The organism is Streptomyces sp. Y309 (assembly GCF_056712025.1).
Map to the genome: position 1 here is coordinate 802,192 of NZ_CM160048.1, position 17,745 is coordinate 819,936.

The following is a 17,745-nucleotide window of genomic DNA, read 5'->3' on the forward strand; positions in this document are numbered from 1 at the left end:
GTCACGCGCGCACCTGCGGGTTCGCACAGTGCGCCAGAGGCTCGCCCCGCACGTAGCGGCCGACTTCCACCGCGACGATGCGGGCCGCCTTGTGGGCGACTTCCTGGCTGGCGCCCGCGATGTGCGGGGTCATGACGATGCCGGGGGTGGTCAGGAGGCGGGAGCCGGCCGGGACCGGTTCGTGCGGGTAGACGTCGAGGCCCGCGCCCGAGAGCTGCCCGCTGTCCAGGGCGTCGCACAGCGCGTCGTAGTCGAGGAGCGCGCCGCGGGCGCAGTTCACCAGGACCGAGCCGCGCGGCATCCGCGCGAGCTGCTCGGCGCCGATCATGCCCTTGGTCTCGTCGGTCACGCGGGCGTGCAGCGACACGACGCGCGAGCGGGACAACAGCTCGTCCAGCGCGACCTGTTCGCCGATTCCGGCGAGCGCCTCCGGGGACACGTACGGGTCGTGGACGAGGACCTCGGCGCCCATGGCCACCAGGATCCGCGCGACCCGGCTGCCGATGGCGCCGTACCCGATCAGGCCGACCGTCGCGCCCTCGATCTCGACGCCGCAGTTGTCGTAGTCGTAGTAGTCGCCGCGCCAGACGCCCTTGCGCAGGTCGGTGTGCGTGTCGCCGACGCCGCGGGCCGCGGCGAGGAGCAGCGTAAGGGTGTGTTCGGCGGTGGCGACGGCGTTGCGGCCGGGCGCGTAGCAGACGGCGACGCCGTGCCGGGTCGCCGCCTCCAGGTTGGCGTTGACCGGGCCGCCGCGGCTGACGCACACCAGCTTCAGGTCGGGGCAGGCGGCAAGGACGCGTTCGGTCAGCGGCGCCATCTGTGTCACGCACACCTCGGCGCCCCGCAGCGCCTCGATCAGCTCGTCCTCGCTGCCGGACGCCTCGATGACCTCACCGACGGGGCCGAACGGAGTGTGCGGCCAGGGCAGGGTGAGCTCGCGGACGTCCACGGCGCCGCCGGTCGCCTTGCGGACCTCTTCGCCGAGCAGGCGCGGCAGGACGAAGTGGTCGCCGGCGGCCAGGACCGTGGTGGTGGTGCCGGTAGTGCCGGTGGTGCTCATGAAGCGCTTCTTTCTGTACGTGAGGGAGGGGGAGCGTCCGGGGTCAGTGCGTGGGATGCGCGGGCGCGTTGAAGCGCAGCAGCGACGACTGCCCGTCGCGCAGGCGCAGTTCGGTGAGGGTGCCGTTGTCCATGTGCGGGAACACCCTGCGGTACTCGCTCAGCGGAATGCCGAGCTGGTCGCAGAGCGTCAGGCGCAGCAGTGTCGAGTGCGCGACGACGAGCACGCGGCCGTCGGGGAACTCGGCCGCGATGTCCGCGAGGCAGGCGCTCGCGCGCGTGGCCGCCTTGCGCGGGTCCTCTCCCTCCGGCAGATGGTGCGCGACCGGGTCGTCGAGGAACGCGTCGAGCTCGCCGGGGAAGCGGTCGCGCATCTCCTCCCGGGTGAGGCCTTCGCCGCGGCCGAAGTCGACCTCGCTGAGGCGCTCGTCGACGCGCGGCGTCAGGCCGAGCGCCTCCCCCGCCGGCGCCGCCGTGAGCCGCGCCCGCGACAGCGGCGAGCTGAACACCGCGTCGATGTGCTGCCCGGCGGCCCAGGCGGCGAGTTCGGCGGCCTGCAGGCGTCCGCGCGGGGTGAGCGCGACGTCGGTGCGGCCCGCGTAGCGGTTGCCGTCGTGCCAAATGGTCTCGCCGTGGCGTACGAGAATTACGTGGGTCACTGCGCTGTCCTCATTGCTGGTCGGTGCTCTGTCCCCGTTGCTGGTCGGTGCTCATCCCCGTTGGCGGTCGGTGCTCGGTACCCCTTGCCGGTCGGTGCTCTGTGCCCGCTGCTGATCGGTGCTCTGTCCTCATCGCTGATCGGCTTGCCCTCGTGGGCGCGTAGGCGCATGCGCTCGCGTGCGCGCATGCGCGGCGATCTCCGGAGCGAGCCAGCCGCGCTCGGCGAGCGCGTCGACGAACCGGAGGTAGACGGGCGTCCAGCGGGCCGTGCGCGCCGGATCCGGGCGGATCTCCGCGAGGTCGCGCACCATCGCGTCCGCGGCCTCCCGCACGGACGCGCCGCTCGACGTCGCCGCGAGGACCGCCATCCCGACGGCCCCCTCGGCCTGTTCGGGCAGCCGCACCGGCCGGCCCAGGACGTCGGCCCGCAACCGGTTCCAGTACGGATTCCGCGCACCGCCCCCGGTGAAGGTCAGCGCCCCGTCGACGGGCGCGCCGATGTGGTCCAGATAGGCGAAGCACAGCCGCTCCATGCAGGCCACCCCCAGCAGGTACGCGTGGAAGCGCCCGGCCTCGCCGCGCGGCTCCCCGAGGACGAACGGCTCGGCGTCCGCCGCCCGGAACGGGAAGCGTTCACCGCCCCGCGACACCAGCGGGTACGCGACCGCGTCACTGTCCAGGGCGGCGCCGTCCGCCGTGAGCCGCGCGAGGTCCGCGCCCGGGAACTCCCGCGCGAGCACGCCCGCCCCGCTGCTGGACGCGCCGCCCGGCAGCCAGGTGCCGTCGGGGCCGCGGTGGCAGTAGACGACGCCGCCCGGATCGCGCACGAGGTGCGGGCTCACGCCCTTGAGGACGAGCGTCGTGCCGAGGACCGAGTTCCACTGGCCGGGGGTGAGCGCGCCCGCGCCGATCTGCGCGGCGCAGCCGTCCGTCATCCCGGCGACGATCGCGGTCCCTTCGGGGATGCCGGTGACCGCAGCCGCCTCGGCGCACACGGCGCCGAGGACGGTGCCGGGCCGCACCACCTCGGGCAACAGCCGGGCAGGCACGTCGAGTTCGTCGAGCTCCTTGGCGGGCCAGCGCTCCTCGACGAGGTGGTAGCCGGTCTTCAGGGCGTGGCTGGCGTCGCTCGCGACCTGGTGTCCTGCCAGGCGCCAGGTGACGAGGTCGGGCTGGTGCAGCAGCCGCGCGTCCGGGCGCGCCGCCGCTTCCGTGCGCTCCAGGAGCCACAGCAGCTTGGGCAGCGCCCACGACGGCTGCATGGAGCGGTAGCCGAGCTCGCTCCAGACGCCCGCGCCCGCCGCGTTGACGCGTACGGCCTGGTCGGCGGCGCGCCCGTCGTCGTACATCAGGCCCGGTGTGAGCGGGGTGCCGGTGGCGTCGGCGAGCAGGATGGTGCCGGAGGTGGCGTCCAGGGCGAGGCCCCGGACGCGGGACGGGTCGTCGAGCGCGGCGCTGGCCTCGCGGCAGGCGGCGGTGAGCGCGGTCCACCACTGCTCGGGGTCCTGCTCGTGCCGGTCGCCGTCGCGGTGGCCGGTCAGCGGCCGGGACGCGGTGGCCAGGACGGTGCCCGCGGAGTCGACGGCGACGCAGCGGGCGCTCTGCGTGCCGAGGTCGAGGCCGAGCCAGACGGCTTCGGGCGGCAGCCCGGCGGGGTCCCGGCGCGGGCGGGGTGCGGGGTCAGGCACGGGGTGCTCCTTGTGCTGCGGTACGGGATCCGGGCGGTGCGGTACCGGGTGGTTCGGTACGGGATCCGGGGGCAGCCGTACGGGATCCGGGAGCCGCCGCCGTCCAGCCCGCGTCCCGCGCGAGCGTCCGCCACCGCAGGAACTCCTCGTACAGCGCGGCGTAGTACTGCGCGCGCTCCGCGTCCGGCTCCCAACTGGTGCACATCCGGACGTACTTGGCGGCGGCGCTGTGCATGCTGGACTCCGCGCCGGTCAGCACGAGGCCGGTGAGGAAGGCTCCCTTGGCGCCGAGTTCGGTGTCGGCGGAGCGGGCCGTGGGCACGCCGGTGGCGTCCGCGATGAGGCGGCACCAGTCGTCGTTGTTGGCGCCGCCGCCGCACAGCCTGAGCTCCGTCACCGTCGTACGGGACGCGGCGAGCGAGTCGCGGACGACGAGGGAGAGTCCGTCGAAGACGGCGCGGGCGAGGTCGGCCGGGGTGTGGTCGAGGGACAGGCCCCAGAAGGCGCCGCGGGCGCGCGGGTCGAGGAACGGCGCGCGCTCGCCGGCCGGGGACAGATACGGCAGGAACATCAGGCCGTTCGCCCCGGGCGGCGCGGAGAACGCGAGCTCGCCCAGCTCCGGCGGCCCGTCGAGCTGGAGGGTGCGCGCGGCCCAGGTGAGCACCTCGACGCCGTTCAGCGTCGGGAAGGCGCGCAGGACGCGTTCCCGGCCCCGGTAGGCGATGTTGATGCCGGAGGGCTCGCCCGTCGCGTCGACGTCCTTGCGGACGATCTCCGTACAGAGCGTGGTGCCGAGGATGCCGCACGCCTGGCCGGGGTTGACGACGCCGACGCCGCGGGCGGTGGAGGCGATGTCGTACGGCGCCATCACCACCGGAAGGCCTGGTTCCACGCCGAGTTGGGCGGCCGCGGCGCCGGTGATCTCGGCGATCCGCTCGTCCTCGCCGAGGACCTTGGGCAGCAGCCGCGCGTGCGCGGAGAGCCCGAACAGGTCCACGATGTCCGGGGCGTAGTCGCCGGTGGCGTGGTCGAGGAACGGCGCCGACGCGTCCGACTCGTCGATCGCCGTCACGCCGGTGAGCTTGTGGAACAGCCAGCCCGCGGCGGTCAGTGAGGCACTGGAGCGGGCGAGCCGCTCCGGGTCGTGGGCGTCGAGCCAGCTGAACACGGCGTTCGGCATGCCGCTGCACGTCAGCGAGCCGTTGCGGCGGAACGCTTCTTCCAGGACGCCCTCGCGCTCCCAGCGGGTGAGGATGTCGCCGGCGCGGCCGTCGGACCACAGGATCGCGGGCCCGGTGGGCCGCCCCGCCGCGTCCACCAGCCAGGCGCCGTCGCCCTGCGCGGTGAACGTCACCAGCCAGACGGGGTCGGCGCCTTCGGGGCGATGGGCGAGCGCGGACAGGGCGGTGCGGACGGTGTGGACGACGGCGTTCCACACGGAGTCCATGTCCTGCTCGGCCCAGCCGGGATGGCGGCGCTCCACCTCCGTCGCGAGCCGCGACACGGCGAGTTCGCCGCCCCGGTCGTCGAAGACGACCGACTTGATCATGGTGGTGCCGACGTCAATCGCGAGTACCGACATGGTGGTTCACAGACCCTTCGTGGCGGGGGTGGCGACGGCGTGCGCGCTGGTCCTCGGTGTGGGGCCGCTGTCGGCGGCCGTGGTCCTCAGTACGAGGGTGAGGCCCGCGCTCACCGCGTGGAACCCGGCGAAGATCCAGACGACGCCGCCCACGCCCAGCGGCCCCTGGAAGAGGCTGACGACGAGCGGCCCGACGAAGGTGGAGGCACCGGCCCCGAGGTTCAGGGCGGCCATGGCCTGGCCCTTGTGGGCGGGCACGATGGCGGTCATGAGGGCGGAAAGCGGCACGTATCCGGAGAGGGTGGCGCCGTAGAGCACGGCGACCAGGACGCACATCGCGTACTGCGCGCCGGCCGCCGCCGGGACGTAGTACAGGAGCAGCGTGGAGACCGTGCAGCCGACGCCGCCGCACCACGCCACCGTCGCGCGCCAGCCGGCCCTGTCCCCGACGACGCCGAACAGAAGGTTCGTGACGATGTTCGTGGCGAACATGATGGCGAGCAGTCTGAGCCACTGGGCGTTGGAAAGCCCGACCTCGTGCCGGAACCACGCCGGAAGCATCACCAGAAAGCCGAACTGCGAGGCGGTGTTGAACATCCGCACCACGGCTCCGGCGCCGACGCGCGGCTCCCGGACGAGGATCGTGAGGCTGCCCACGAGCCCGGTCATGGGGCTCTCCCCCGCCGGGGCGAGCCGAGCCGACCCGGTGCGGTCGCGGACCAGGAGCAGCGCGAGCAGCCCGCCGCCGACGACCACGCCGAGGGCGGCCCACAGCGTGCCGCGCTCCCCCACCCACGGGATGAGCAGGCTCGCGGTGAGCGAGCCGAGCGTGGGCAGGCCCGCCGAGAACGCCGACCAGAACCAGCCCATGGCGCTGCCCATCTGCCGCGGCGGCGCGACGGCCGCGATCCACACCAGGAAGGCGTACGCGAACAGCGGATAGGCGAGGCCGCGCAGGCCGTAGCCGAGGAGCAGCAGCGGATACGACTCGCTGGGCACGGCGACCGCGAGGAAGAACACGTGCGTGACGACGAAGGCGGCGAGGCCAAACCACATGACCTTGCGCGGCCCCCACAGGTCGGAGAGCGCTGCGGACAGCCATCCGGCGACGGCGCCCGTGATGCCGTACACCGTGAAGACCATCGCGACCTGCGACGAGGGGATGCCGAGGTCTTCCAGGTACGGCGAGAGGAAACCGGCCTCGATGCCGACGCCCGTCATGAAGACCAGGAGTCCGAGGTAGCCCCAGGACAGGGGCTGCGGGATGCCGGCGCGTGTGAAGAGCGAACGCGGTGGGACGGTGCCGACCGGGGCGGGCGGCACGGGGGTGTTCGTCATCGAAGCTCCCCTGGGGCGGAGGGACCGGGGTGGAGGGACGGCCGTACGGCGGGACGGGCCCTGAGCTAACAAGCCGACGAAAACCCTCGTCAAACACCTGGTAGAACCTCCCGCGGCGCCGTCGGCCCGCCGTGTGAGAAGGCCGTCGGGGCGGGTCCTGGCCCGGCCTCCGAGCTGGGGTTCCCGGGTACGATCCGAGTGATATACGTGGGAATATCACTCGGAGACTTCACACACGAGGAGAGCCATGGGGCAGCCCGATCGCGTGGACGTGCGCGAGGAGCGGCGCCGCCGCATCCGGGAGCAGGTGGTCGCGGGCGGCTTCGTGCGCGCGGCCGACCTCGCCGACACGTTCGGCGTGAGCCTGATGACCGTCCACCGGGATCTGGACTTCCTGCAGTCGCAGGGCTGGCTGCGCAAGGTGCGCGGCGGGGCGACCGCCCTGCCGTCGGCGCAGTTCCACGGCAGCGTCGCCGAGCGCATGACGACCATGGCGCAGACGAAGCAGCAGCTCGCCCGCGCCGCGGCCCGCCTGCTCGTGCCCGGCCAGACGGTCCTGCTCGACGACAGCACGACGTGTCTGCACCTGACCCGCGAACTGACCGGGCACACCCCGCTGACGGTCCTCACGAACTCGCTGCCCGCGATCACCGCGCTCGCCAAGGAGCCCGGCGTCTCCCTCATCGCCCTGGGCGGCGCCTACTTCCCCGCGTACGACGCCTTCATGGGCCTGCACACGGCCGACAGCGTGGCCGCGTTCCGCGCGGACGTCCTCTTCATGTCGACGACGGCGGTGACCCGCGGCCGCTGCTACCACACCTCACCGGAGACGGTGCAGGTCAAGCGGGCGATGATGGCGGCGGCCACGCGACGTGTGCTGCTCGCCGACCACACCAAGTTCACCCGCGACGGCCTGTACGCGCTCGCGCCGCTGACGGACTTCGACGTGGTGGTCGTCGACGACGGGGTGGCGCGGGAGGAGCTGCGGGCGATGCGGGAGCGGGGGACGGAGGTGCTGGTGGTGGAGCGGGGCTGACACGCTCGCCGCTGCTGGGCAAGAGCTGGCGCGGGTGCTGGTGCGGGTGCGGGTGCTGGCGCGGGCGCGGGTGCTGGTGGCGGGAATGGGCCTCGCGGCCGGGTTGATCTTCGCTGCTACCGTTCGGGCATGCCCACCAAAAACCTGACGATACCCACCACGGACGGCCGGGCCGACGCTTTCGCCGCCGTCCCCGACCGCGGCGAGCGGCACCCCGGGGTGCTGCTGTACACGGACGCCTTCGGCATGCGGCCCGTGATCGAGGAGATGGCCCGCGAACTGGCCGACCACGGGTACTACGTACTCGTCCCCAACCTCTACTACCGGCACGGCCCGGCACCGGTGATCGAACTTCCCGAGCACATCGGGGAAGAGGCCCGGCCCGATGTCATCGCCCGGCTGATGCCGTTGGTCGAGGAGCACACCGCCGAGCGAGTCCTGCGCGACGCCGACGCCTATCTCCGGTTCCTCACCACTCAGCCCGAGGTCACCCCCGGCCCGGTCGGCGTGATCGGCTACTGCATGGGTGCCGCCCTGGCGATGCGCACCGCGACGGCCCACCCCGACCAGGTGGCCGCCGTCGCCGGATTCCACCCCGGCTTCCTGGTCACCGACGCGCCCGACAGCCCGCACCGCGACATCCCCAAGCTCACCGCGCAAGTCCACCTCGGCCTCGCCGAAGGCGACTTGTCGCCCGAGGCCATCGGCGAGCTCGACCGGGCCCTGGACGCCGCGGGAGTCGACCACAGCACCGAGATCTACCCCGGCACCGTCCACGGCTTCACCATGTCCGACACCGACGCCTTCGACGCCGCCGCGCTGCAGCGCCACTGGGACCGCCTGCTCCCCCTCCTCGACCGCACGCTGGCCAACGGCTGAGGCCGCCTGTCTAGGGGCGCGTCAGCTCGTCCCAGTGCACCGTCCGGTCGCACCACCGCTCGAGCAGCACCTTGTCGTGGCCGACCGCGAGGAGCCCGGCGCCGCTGTCCGCGCGGTAGTTCTCCACCGCGGTGACCAGCGCCGCCGTCGTCGACGCGTCCAGCATCGCCGTCATCTCGTCGCAGATCAGCCAGCGCGGGCGCAGGACCAGCGCGCGGGCCAGGCAGGCGCGCTGGAGCTGGCCGTCGCTGACCTCGTGCGGGCGGCGGCCGAGGAGGTCCTCGCCGAGGCCGACGGTACGCGCCAACTCCCGTACCCGGTCCGTGACTTCGGCGGCGCGCCCGGTGGCCCGCAGCGGCTCGGCGATCAGCTGGGTGAGGGTGAGGCGCGGGTCGGCGGACAGCCGGGGCTGCTGGAAGACGACGCCGAACGCGGTGCGCTGGGCGCGCGGCGCGCGATGGCGCCAGCCGCGCGCGGGCTCGCCGTCGACGACGACCCGGCCCCGGTCGGGCCGGTGCAGCAGCGCCGCGACGCGCGCGAGCGTCGACTTGCCGCAGCCGCTGGGGCCGAGCAGCCCGACGGACTCGCCCGGCGCGACCGTCAGGCTCACGTCGCGGACGACGGGGTCGCGGCGGTCGTATCCGGCGGTCAGGGAACGCAGTTCAAGCACGGGACACCTCCGGGGCGGCGGCGACCGGGTGGTGGCAGGCGGCACCGGACAGCGGCAGCGCGGGCACGGACCGGCACGCCGCGTCGGCCCGCTCGCAGCGCGCGGCGAACGCGCACCCCTCGGGCAGCGCGGACAGCTCGGGCGGCATGCCGGGGATGGGCGTGAACTCCCGGTCCGGCAGGGCGTTCAGCAGCCCGCGCGCGTAGGGGTGGCGCGGCCCCGGCTCGCCGAAGAAGTCGGCGGCGTCGGCGATCTCGACGATGCGGCTGGCGTACATCACGGCCACGCGGTCGGCGATGCGCTCGGCCGCCGCGAGGTCGTGGGTGATCATCAGCAGCGCGCGGTCGTCGCCGACGTGCCGCCGCAGTTCGTCGACGGTGCGGTCGACCAGCTCACGGTCGAGGCCGGTGGTGGGCTCGTCCGCGAGCAGCAGCGGGGCGTCGCCGATGAGCGCGAGCGCGGTGGCGGCGCGCTGGGCGAGCCCGCCGGACAGCTCGTGCGGGTAGCGGTCGAGGTGCCCGAGCGGGAACGCGGCCCGCTCGGCGGCGGCCTCGCCCGCCTTCCGCAGCTCGGGCCTGCGCACGCCCGTCAACTCCCGCAGGGTCTCCTCCAGTTGGGAGCGCACGGTCCGTACGGGGGTCAGATGCGCGGCCGGGCTCTGCGGTACGAGGCCGACGCGCCGCCCCCGCACGGTGCGGGCGAGGGTGCGCTCGTCGGCGGTGAGCAGGTCGGTGCCGTCCGAGAGGAGCGCGGCCCCGGCGGTCTCGGCGTTCTCGGGCAGCAGCCCGAGCAGCGCGGACGCGAGCACGGACTTGCCGCACCCGCTCTCACCGACGAGCGCGAGGCACTCACCCGCGACGAGCTCGAACCGCGCATCGGTGACGGCGGCCACGTGGGCACCGCCCCGCATACGGAAGCGGACGGAGAGGCCACGTACGGAGAGCACGGGCGGGGCAGCCGGGGCGGCGTCGCCTACGGCTTCGGACGCCGACGGGTCGGTCGCCGTGTCGGCCTCGGTGGACGGACCGGTCATGGCGTCGGTCCCGGTGGACGGGCCAGTCACAGCATCAGCTCCGATCGGCGGCGCGGGTTGATCCGGTCGCGCCAGGCGCCCGCGAGGCCCGCGATGGCCAGCGTCGGCACGATGATGAACAGGCCGGGGAAGAGCGTCGGCCACCAGTCGCCGGCGAGCAGCGAGCTGCGGGCGCTCTGCACCAGCGTGCCGAGGCTCGCCTGGTGCGTGGGCAGGCCGAGGCCGAGGAAGGACAGCGCGGACTCGTGCCAGATGGCGTGCGGGACCATCAGGACGGCGGCGAGCCCGGCCTGGGGCAGGACGCCCGGCAGCAGGTGCCGCACGGTCACGCGCCGGCGGGACGCGCCCCCGGAGATGGCGGCGTCCACGTACGGACGGGAACGCAGCGACAGGACCTCGGCACGCACGATGCGGGCCGTCGACAGCCAGTGCGTCAGCGCCACGGAGATCACCACCGGCCACACGCCCGGCCGGAACATCGCCACGATGAAGATGCCGAGCAGCAGGTGCGGCACGGACGAGAAGACGTCCACAAGACGCATCACAACCCGGTCCACCCAGCCGCCGGACGCGGCGGCGAGCGCGCCCACGGCGGTGCCGATGACGGTGGCCACGACGGCGGCGACCACGCCGACGAGGAGAGAGACGCGCAGTCCGTACACGCACCGGAGGAGCAGGTCGCGGCCCACGTCGTCGGTACCGAACGGGTGCTCAAGGGACGGCGGCAGGAGCTTGTCGGCGAGGTGCACGGCCTGTTCGTCGAGGTCGGCGAGCGGCGGCACGATCAGCACGGCGAGCACGACGGCCGTGACGATCACGGCGGAACTCCACACCCGCCAGGCGCGGGTGGACCGCGACGGCTTCCGCGCGCCGACGACGGAGCGGCCGGACCGGCTCGCGGCGGACCGCCAGGTCACCTCGGCGTCGGCAGACGTGCGCACGCCCGTCGTGGAGGGCTTGTCAGCCATCGAATCCCACCCTCGGGTCGGCGAGCCCGTACAGCAGGTCCGCGAGGAGATTGCCGAGCAGCACCGCCACCGTGGCGAGCGCGGTGAGCGCGGCGAGCAGCGGGAAGTCCACGCTCGTCGCGGCCTGCACGGTCGCGGCGGCGATGCCGGGCCAGGAGAAGACGGTCTCCACGAGCAGCGCGCCGGTGATCAGTTCGGGCACGCGGGAGCCGACGAGCGTGAGCACCGGCAGCATGCCGGAGCGGAAGGCGTGCTTGAGGAGCACGGTCCGCTCGGCGAGGCCCCGCGCGCGGGCACCCCGGACGGGGTCGTCGCCGAGCGCGTCGCCGACGCCCTGGCGTACGTACAGGACGAACCAGGGAAGCTGCGAGACGGCGAGGACCGCCGCGGGCAGCACGAGATGCTGCGTCACCTGCCCGGCCGTGACCGCCGTGCTGGAGGTGTCGGTGAGCCCGCCCGCGGGCAGCACGCCCAGCTTGAGGGCGAACAGCCACACGGCGAGCAGGCCGAGCCAGAACGGCGGCGCGGCCTCCAGGGTGTAGGCGAGCGAGGTCACGGCCCGGTCGAGCCAGCCGCCGGGGCGGCGCGCGGCGAGCACGCCGAGCGCCGAGCCGACGAGGATCGCGAGGACGAACGCGGTCGCGGCGAGCAGCACGGACCAGCCGATGCGTTCGCCGATGGCGTCGGCGACGGGCTGGCGCAGCGTGCTGGAGTCGCCGAGGTCGCCCTGGAGCGCCGAGGTCAGCCAGTCCCACCAGCGGGATATCAGGGGCTTGTCGACGCCGAGGTTGGCGCGGAGCTGGTCGAGGTTCTCCTGCGAGGCGGTGAGTCCGGCCGTGCCCGCGTACGCCTTGACGGGGTCGAAGGGCGAGGCCTCGGCGACGGCGAAGACGCCGAAGGTGACGGTGAGCAGGACGGGGACGGCGAACACCGCCCGCCGTCCCACGAGCCGCGCCATCGGGCCCCAGGGAAGCCGTCGGGTCACTTGTTCGGCTGCCAGTCCTCGACGTTCCACCAGGGGCCGGAGGCCAGGCCGTGGTCGTGCGGCTCGACCTGGGTGGAGAGGTCACCGAAGGACTTGTTGACGACGTACAGGTGGTCGATGTGCGTGAGGAAGGTGTAGCCCGGGTTCTTCACCAGCTCGCGCTGGATGGTGTCGTACGCGGCCTTGCGCTTGGCGTGGTCCCCGCTCGTGCGGGCGTCCTCCAGGGCCTTGTCGACCTTGGGGTTGTCGTAGTGCGCCATGTTGTTGAAGCCGTCACCGGCGAGGGAGGACTTCAGGAGGGTGTACTGGTCGAAGTCCGGGTCGGCCGGGGAGCCGCCGCCCGCGAGGACCGCGTCCTTGGGCATGCGCGGCTCGATGACCTCCCAGGTGCCGGACTGCACCTCGACCTTGATGCCGAGCTTCTTGGCGTCGGAGGCGTAGGCGAGCGCGTGGTCCTGGCGGAGCTTGTCACCGGTCAGGTACCAGAGCGGGAACTTCGCCTGGACGCCGTCCTTCTCCCGGATGCCGCCCTTGCCGGGCTTCCAGCCGACCTTGTCGAGGATCTTCTTGGCCGCCTCGACGTCCTGCTCGCGCTCGGTGCCCTTGGTGAACCAGGGGCTGTCGGTCGGGACAGGGCCGTAAGCCTCCTTGCCCGCGCCCTCCAGGATGGAGTCGACCATCGCCTTGCGGTCCACGCCGATGTCGAGGGCGCGCCGCACGTCGGTGTCGCCCGCGACCTTGTTGCCGGTCGGCAGGGTCACGACGCGGTAGTCGAAGGTCTTGGCGGCGTACGTCTTCTTGTCGCCGTCGGACTCGAAGGTCTTGGCGAGGTTGGGCGGCAGGATGGCGCCGTCGAGGTCGCCGGTGCGCAGCCGCGTGGCGCGGATGTCGTCGTCCTTGATGATCGCCATCGTGAAGTTCTTGATCTTCGGCGCGCCGCCCCAGTAGCCGGGGTTGGCCTTGAAGACGAGCTTCTCGCCCTTGGACCACTTCTCGAGCTTGTAGGGCCCGGTGCCGATCGGCTTCGTGGTGAAGGCGCCGGTGTTCACGTCCTGCTTGCCCGCGATGTGCTGGGGCGCGATGGGCAGGACGGTGCGCTCGGCGAACGGCGCGTAGGGGTACTTGAGGTGGAAGACGACCGTGTTCTCGCCCTTGGCCTCGACGCTCTTGAGGGCGTCCAGCTCGGTCTTGGAGGCGTTGTTCGTCTTCTTGTCGAGGATCGTCTCGTACGTGAAGACGACGTCCTTGGCCGTGAAGGGCTTGCCGTCGCTGAACTTGACGCCCTTGCGCAGCTCGTACGTGTACGTCTTGCCGTCGTCGGCGACCTTCGGCAGCTTCGCCGCGAGCGCGGGCTTCAGCTTCATGTCGGCGTCGTGCGTGAGCAGACCGTCGAAGATCTTGGAGTTGCCGTCCTTGCCGTAGCCGAGGAGCGGGCTGAGGGTCTCCGGCTCGTTCGCGATGCCGACGACCGCCGAGTCCTTCGCGCCGTCACTGCCCTTGCCGTCGTCCGGCGCCGAGCAGGCCGTGGCGGCGACCGCCAGTGCGGCGGCCGCCGCGACGGCACCGGTGCCACGTATCGATCCGGCCCTCATGCTCCACACCCCTACACAAGATCAAGAGTTATTGCGAACAGCTCGCAATTATGCCTCATGTAATGGGTGGGTAAGGGCCGGGGTCCATACGGCTTTAGCCCTACGCCCAGGTCAGGGAGTTGCGGGCGCGGGCAGGTCGATCAGGCCGGCCAGATTCTCCCGGTGGGTGCCCGCGGTGCCGAGGGCGATCGAGTCGGCCTTGGCCCGCTTCAGGTACAGATGGACGGGGTGCTCCCAGGTCATGCCGATGCCGCCGTGCAGTTGGACGGCCTCCTCGGCGGCGCGCACCGCCACGGGGGCCGCGTAGGCCTGGGCGAGGGCCGTCGCGAGGTTCGGCTCGTCGCTGCCGGTGGCGAGGGCGTCGGCGGCGTGCCGGGCGGCGGCGCGGGTGTTCACCACGTCGAGCCAGAGCCGGGCGAGGCGGTGCTTGAGCGCCTGGAAGGAGCCGACGGGCCGGTTGAACTGGTGGCGCTCCTTCAGGTAACGGACGGTCTCCGTCAAGCACCATTCGGCGAGGCCGAGTTGCTCGGAGGCGAGCAGTCCGGCACCGGAGCGCAGGCCGAGCCGGACCGCGGCGTCCGCCTCCGCGCCCTCGGCGAGCAGCCGCGCGGGGGCCGCGTCGAGGGTGACCGTGGCGAGCGGGCGGGTGCGGTCGAGGGAGGTCCGCGGGGTGAGGGTGACGCCGTTCCGGCCGGTGTCGACGGCGAAGAGGCCGCTGTCGGACGGGACGAGCAGGATGTCGGCGGCGGCCGCGTCCGCGACGCCGGTCACCTCGCCGTACAGGGCGCCGCCCGCGTACCGGACCCGCGGGTGGGCGGCCTCCGGGGCGGTGGCGAACGGCACGGCGAGCGCGCCGACGGTGCGGCCCGACGCCAGCGCGGCGAGCAGTTCCGCCGCCGCGTCGCCCGTGCAGGCGAGCAGCGTCTCGGTGGCGATGACGGCGCTTGTGAGGTACGGCACCGGCGCCACCGAGCGGCCCAACTCCTCCAGGACCACGGCCGCTTCGCGGTGCGTGGCGCCCTGTCCGCCGCGGTCCTCGGGCACCAGGAGCCCGGCGAGGCCCATGCCGTCGGCGAGGGCCTTCCACAGCTCGCGGTCGTGCGGCTCGTCCGACTCGGTGCGGGCGAGGACGGCGGCCGGGTCGCAGTGGTCGGCGAGGAGGGAGCGCACGGCGGAGCGGACCGCCTCCTCTTCCTCCGTGTAGAGCAGGTCACTCATCGGGCCAGGTCCTTCCAGGCGACGTCCTTGTCGGTGCGCGGTTCCGGCGGCAGGCCGAGGACGCGTTCGGCGACGATGTTCAGCAGGACCTCGGTGGTCCCGCCCTCGATGCTGTTGCCCTTGGAGCGCAGGTAGCGGTAGCCCGCCTCGCGCCCGGTGAAGTCGACGAGGTCGGGCCGGCGCATCGTCCAGTCGTCGTACAACAGGCCCTCCTCGCCGAGGAGTTCCACCTCCAGGCCGCTGATCTCCTGGTTGAGGCGGGCGAAGCCGAGCTTCATGCCGGAGCCCTCCGGTCCAGGCTGGCCCGCGACGAGCTGCTGGCGCAGCCGCTCGCCGGTGAGCCGGGCGACCTCCGCCTCGACCCACAGGGTCAGCAGGCGCTGGTGCAGGTCGTGGGTGCGCAGTTCGGGGCGCTCGCGCCAGGCCTCGGCGACCGGGCCGATCATGCCGCCCTCGCGCGGGATGCGCATGCCGCCGATGGACACGCGCTCGTTCATGAGGGTGGTCTGGGCGACCTTCCAGCCGTCGCCGACCGCGCCGAGGCGGCGGCTGTCCGGGATGCGCACGCCGGTGAGGAACACCTCGTTGAACTCGGCCTCGCCGGTGAGCTGGCGCAGCGGCCGCACCTCGACGCCGGGGTCGGTCATGTCGCAGATGAAGTACGTGATGCCGCGGTGCTTGGGCACGTCCGGGTCGGTGCGGGCGATCAGGATGCCCCAGCGGGCGGTGTGCGCGCTGGACGTCCACACCTTCTGCCCGTCCACCACCCAGCTCTCGCCGTCGCGGACGGCGCGGGTGCCGAGCGCCGCGAGGTCGGAGCCCGCGCCGGGCTCGCTGAAGAGCTGGCACCACACCTCCTCGCCGACCCACAGGGGCCGCAGGAAGCGGCGCTTCTGCTCGTCCGTGCCGAAGCCGAGGATCGTGGGCGCGGCCATGCCGAGGCCGATGCCGATGCGGCGCGGGTCGTTGTCGGGCGCGCCCGCGTCCTCCAGCTCGGTGTCCACGACGGCCTGCAGCGAGCGCGGCGCGCCGAGCCCACCGAGGCCCTCGGGGTAGTGCACCCAGGCGAGTCCGGCGTCGAAGCGTGCCTTGAGGAACGCGGTGCGTTCCGTCGTGGCCGGAGGGTGCTCGGTGAGCAACTCCTGGGTGCGGCGGCGCAGTTCGTCGGCGTCGATCGTGCGGCCGGTGTCGGTCGTGCGGCCGGTCATGCGGCGGCCTCCTCGGCGAGCGCGGGCAGGACGGCCACGCGGCCGGTGGTGATGCCGTCGGCGACGCGCTGGACGCCCCCGGCGGCCTGGCCGAGCGGCACGCGCTCGCTGACGAGCGGCTTGACGGCGCCCTTCGCGGCGAGTTCGGTGAGCCGCTCGTGGCACTCCAGGACCGCGCGCGGGTCCTTGGTGTTGTAGAGCCCCCAGTGCAGGCCGACGATCGAGTAGTTCTTCACCAGGGCGTGGTTCAGGGCGGGCGTCGGGATGGCGCCGCTCGCGAAGCCGACGACGAGGATGCGGCCCTCGAAGGCCACACACTTGGCGGACTTGGCGTACGCGACGCCGCCCACCGGGTCGTAGACGACGTCGGCGCCGCGGCCGCCGGTGGCCTCCTTCACGGCGCCCACGATGTCGTCCTCACGCCGGTCGAGGACCAGGTCGCAGCCGAGCTCCCGCGCGACCCTCGCCTTCTCCGCGCCGCCGACGACGCCGATGACCCGGGCGCCCGCGGCCCTGCCGAGCTGCACGGCCGCGCTGCCGACGCCGCCCGCGGCCGCGTGCACCAGGAGCGTCTCGCCCGCCTTGAGGTGCGCGCGCCGGTGCAGCCCGAACCAGCCGGTCTGGTAGCCGATGTGCAGCGCGGCGGCCTCGGCGTCGTCGAGGGCGTCCGGCACGGGCAGCAGGGCGGCGGCGTCCGCGACGGCGTACTCGGCGAAGCCGCCGTACGGCAGCACGGGGTTCGCGATGACGCGGCGGCCGTCCTCGGTCTCGCCGCAGATCTCCACGCCCGGCGTGAACGGCAGGGGCGGGGTGATCTGGTACTGGCCGCGGCACAGCAGCGCGTCCGGGAAGTTGATGTTCGCGGCGCGGACCTTCAGGAGCACCTGGCCGTCGCCGGGCACCGGCCGGTCCGCCTCTTCGAGCCGCATCACCTCGCTCGGCTCGCCGTTGCGGTGTACGTGCCATGCGCGCATGCGGGGCCTCCACGCTGTCGTCGACCGTGCTCCGGAGGCATACTAAGCGGTCGCTTGCCCGGAAGGGAACAGGGGGTGGCCCCGCGGGCCCGCTACTCCTCCGGGTCGCGCTTCGCGGCGGGCCGCGCGCGCACGTGCATCCGCTCCCCCTGCGGCCCGAAGAGGCTCAGGAACTCCACCGGCCCCTCGCCCGTGGACCCGAACCAGTGCGGCACCCGGGTGTCGAACTCGGCGGCCTCGCCCGGCCCGAGCACCACGTCGTGCTCGGCGAGCACGAGGCGCAGCCGCCCCGACAGGACGTACAGCCACTCGTACCCCTCGTGGGTACGCGGGTCGGGCTCGACGGAGCGGGTGGGCTCGATGACCTTGTACGCCTGCAGCCCGCCCGGCTGCCGGGTCAGCGGCACCATCGTGCGCCCGTACCGCGTGATCGGCTTGGCCCGCACGCGCGGATCGCCGACCGGCGGGGCGCCGACGAGCTCGTCCAGGGGGACCTGGTGGGCGCGGGCGATGGGCAGGAGCAGTTCGAGGCTGGGCCTGCGGCCACCCGATTCGAGCCGGGACAGGGTGCTCACGGAGATGCCGGTGGCGGCGGAGAGCCCGGCGAGGGTGGCACCGCGCTCCTTACGGATCTTGCGGAGGCGGGGGCCCACGGCGGTGAGGACCTTGTCCGTCTCGGCACCGTCGGGCTCGGGGGCGGGCAGGCCGCCGGAGTCCTGCCCGGCCTGATGCCCGGAGTCCTGCACGGCCTCACGTCCGGAGTCCTGCCGGGCCTTACGTCCAGAGCCCTGACCGGCCTTACGTCCACTGCGTCCGCTCTTCGTCGGACCACTCGCTGTGCTTCCCATGCGCCTA

16 protein-coding genes are annotated in these 17,745 nt (G+C 73.4%); 2 read left to right on the top strand and 14 right to left on the bottom strand.

What is annotated here, in order from left to right; genetic code table 11:
- Window position 1: 1 nt before the first annotated feature.
- The 5 genes from AC0KTA_RS02785 to AC0KTA_RS02805 form a co-directional block, all read right to left on the bottom strand.
- Entirely contained in the window at window positions 2-1,060 is a 1,059-nt protein-coding gene (locus tag AC0KTA_RS02785; protein ID WP_481053464.1) for a 2-hydroxyacid dehydrogenase, read from the bottom strand.
- Window positions 1,061-1,103: 43 nt separating this feature from the next.
- Window positions 1,104-1,718, bottom strand: coding sequence for a histidine phosphatase family protein (locus AC0KTA_RS02790; RefSeq protein WP_481053465.1), 615 nt, complete (start codon window positions 1,716-1,718; stop codon window positions 1,104-1,106).
- 129 nt (window positions 1,719-1,847) lie between these two features.
- Window positions 1,848-3,407 carry an FGGY-family carbohydrate kinase gene (locus AC0KTA_RS02795; RefSeq protein ID WP_481053466.1) on the bottom strand — a complete coding sequence of 520 codons (1,560 nt, stop codon included), beginning with the start codon at window positions 3,405-3,407 and terminating at the stop codon, window positions 1,848-1,850.
- Window positions 3,400-4,989: an FGGY family carbohydrate kinase gene (locus AC0KTA_RS02800; RefSeq protein WP_481053467.1), complete on the bottom strand. Its 1,590-nt coding sequence runs from the start codon at window positions 4,987-4,989 to the stop codon at window positions 3,400-3,402. The genes AC0KTA_RS02795 and AC0KTA_RS02800 overlap by 8 nt, the downstream gene beginning before the upstream one ends.
- 6 nt (window positions 4,990-4,995) lie before the next feature.
- Entirely contained in the window at window positions 4,996-6,327 is a 1,332-nt protein-coding gene (locus AC0KTA_RS02805; RefSeq protein WP_481053468.1) for an MFS transporter, read from the bottom strand.
- A 247-nt stretch (window positions 6,328-6,574) separates the two neighbouring features.
- Between AC0KTA_RS02805 and AC0KTA_RS02810 the strand changes: the two genes are divergently transcribed.
- Together AC0KTA_RS02810 and AC0KTA_RS02815 are read left to right on the top strand one after the other, a co-directional pair.
- Entirely contained in the window at window positions 6,575-7,363 is a 789-nt protein-coding gene (locus AC0KTA_RS02810) for a DeoR/GlpR family DNA-binding transcription regulator (protein ID WP_481053469.1), read from the top strand.
- 129 nt (window positions 7,364-7,492) lie between these two features.
- On the top strand, window positions 7,493-8,242 hold the full coding sequence (locus AC0KTA_RS02815) for a dienelactone hydrolase family protein (protein ID WP_481053470.1): 750 nt from the start codon (window positions 7,493-7,495) through the stop codon (window positions 8,240-8,242).
- Window positions 8,243-8,252: 10 nt separating this feature from the next.
- Here the strand turns inward: AC0KTA_RS02815 and AC0KTA_RS02820 are convergent, their stop codons facing one another.
- From AC0KTA_RS02820 to AC0KTA_RS02860, 9 genes are all read right to left on the bottom strand, one after another.
- Window positions 8,253-8,912, bottom strand: a complete 660-nt coding sequence (locus AC0KTA_RS02820; protein WP_481053471.1) for an ABC transporter ATP-binding protein — start codon at window positions 8,910-8,912, stop codon at window positions 8,253-8,255.
- Window positions 8,905-9,822, bottom strand: coding sequence for an ABC transporter ATP-binding protein (locus AC0KTA_RS02825; protein WP_481056290.1), 918 nt, complete (start codon window positions 9,820-9,822; stop codon window positions 8,905-8,907). The genes AC0KTA_RS02820 and AC0KTA_RS02825 overlap by 8 nt, the downstream gene beginning before the upstream one ends.
- A gap of 149 nt (window positions 9,823-9,971) precedes the next feature.
- Window positions 9,972-10,913: an ABC transporter permease gene (locus AC0KTA_RS02830; RefSeq protein WP_481053472.1), complete on the bottom strand. Its 942-nt coding sequence runs from the start codon at window positions 10,911-10,913 to the stop codon at window positions 9,972-9,974.
- Window positions 10,906-11,898: an ABC transporter permease gene (locus AC0KTA_RS02835; protein WP_481053473.1), complete on the bottom strand. Its 993-nt coding sequence runs from the start codon at window positions 11,896-11,898 to the stop codon at window positions 10,906-10,908. The genes AC0KTA_RS02830 and AC0KTA_RS02835 overlap by 8 nt, the downstream gene beginning before the upstream one ends.
- A complete protein-coding gene (locus tag AC0KTA_RS02840) occupies window positions 11,895-13,490 on the bottom strand; it encodes an ABC transporter substrate-binding protein (RefSeq protein ID WP_481053474.1) in 1,596 nt (531 codons plus the stop codon). Before AC0KTA_RS02840 ends, AC0KTA_RS02835 begins: the two co-directional genes overlap by 4 nt.
- A gap of 111 nt (window positions 13,491-13,601) precedes the next feature.
- Window positions 13,602-14,708 carry an acyl-CoA dehydrogenase family protein gene (locus tag AC0KTA_RS02845; protein ID WP_481053475.1) on the bottom strand — a complete coding sequence of 369 codons (1,107 nt, stop codon included), beginning with the start codon at window positions 14,706-14,708 and terminating at the stop codon, window positions 13,602-13,604.
- Complete coding sequence (locus tag AC0KTA_RS02850; RefSeq protein WP_481053476.1) at window positions 14,705-15,916, bottom strand: acyl-CoA dehydrogenase family protein; 1,212 nt, start codon at window positions 15,914-15,916, stop codon at window positions 14,705-14,707. The genes AC0KTA_RS02845 and AC0KTA_RS02850 overlap by 4 nt, the downstream gene beginning before the upstream one ends.
- The gene (locus AC0KTA_RS02855) at window positions 15,913-16,890 is read right to left on the bottom strand and encodes an NADPH:quinone oxidoreductase family protein (RefSeq protein WP_481053477.1); all 978 of its coding nucleotides are present in this window, start codon (window positions 16,888-16,890) and stop codon (window positions 15,913-15,915) included. Before AC0KTA_RS02855 ends, AC0KTA_RS02850 begins: the two co-directional genes overlap by 4 nt.
- A gap of 92 nt (window positions 16,891-16,982) precedes the next feature.
- Complete coding sequence (locus AC0KTA_RS02860) at window positions 16,983-17,738, bottom strand: helix-turn-helix domain-containing protein (RefSeq protein WP_481053478.1); 756 nt, start codon at window positions 17,736-17,738, stop codon at window positions 16,983-16,985.
- Between the last annotated feature and the right edge of the window lie 7 nt (window positions 17,739-17,745).

Bases quoted from the DNA above. Each gene is read 5' to 3' on its own strand.
- AC0KTA_RS02825 (WP_481056290.1), bottom strand. From the start codon at position 9,822: ATGCGGGGCGGTGCCCACGTGGCCGCCGTCACCGATGCGCGGTTCGAG.
- AC0KTA_RS02810 (WP_481053469.1), top strand. From the start codon at position 6,575: ATGGGGCAGCCCGATCGCGTGGACGTGCGCGAGGAGCGGCGCCGCCGC.
- AC0KTA_RS02815 (WP_481053470.1), top strand. From the start codon at position 7,493: ATGCCCACCAAAAACCTGACGATACCCACCACGGACGGCCGGGCCGAC.
- AC0KTA_RS02840 (WP_481053474.1), bottom strand. From the start codon at position 13,490: ATGAGGGCCGGATCGATACGTGGCACCGGTGCCGTCGCGGCGGCCGCC.
- AC0KTA_RS02830 (WP_481053472.1), bottom strand. From the start codon at position 10,913: ATGGCTGACAAGCCCTCCACGACGGGCGTGCGCACGTCTGCCGACGCC.
- AC0KTA_RS02860 (WP_481053478.1), bottom strand. From the start codon at position 17,738: ATGGGAAGCACAGCGAGTGGTCCGACGAAGAGCGGACGCAGTGGACGT.
- AC0KTA_RS02855 (WP_481053477.1), bottom strand. From the start codon at position 16,890: ATGCGCGCATGGCACGTACACCGCAACGGCGAGCCGAGCGAGGTGATG.
- AC0KTA_RS02800 (WP_481053467.1), bottom strand. From the start codon at position 4,989: ATGTCGGTACTCGCGATTGACGTCGGCACCACCATGATCAAGTCGGTC.
- AC0KTA_RS02785 (WP_481053464.1), bottom strand. From the start codon at position 1,060: ATGAGCACCACCGGCACTACCGGCACCACCACCACGGTCCTGGCCGCC.
- AC0KTA_RS02845 (WP_481053475.1), bottom strand. From the start codon at position 14,708: ATGAGTGACCTGCTCTACACGGAGGAAGAGGAGGCGGTCCGCTCCGCC.
- AC0KTA_RS02805 (WP_481053468.1), bottom strand. From the start codon at position 6,327: ATGACGAACACCCCCGTGCCGCCCGCCCCGGTCGGCACCGTCCCACCG.
- AC0KTA_RS02850 (WP_481053476.1), bottom strand. From the start codon at position 15,916: ATGACCGGCCGCACGACCGACACCGGCCGCACGATCGACGCCGACGAA.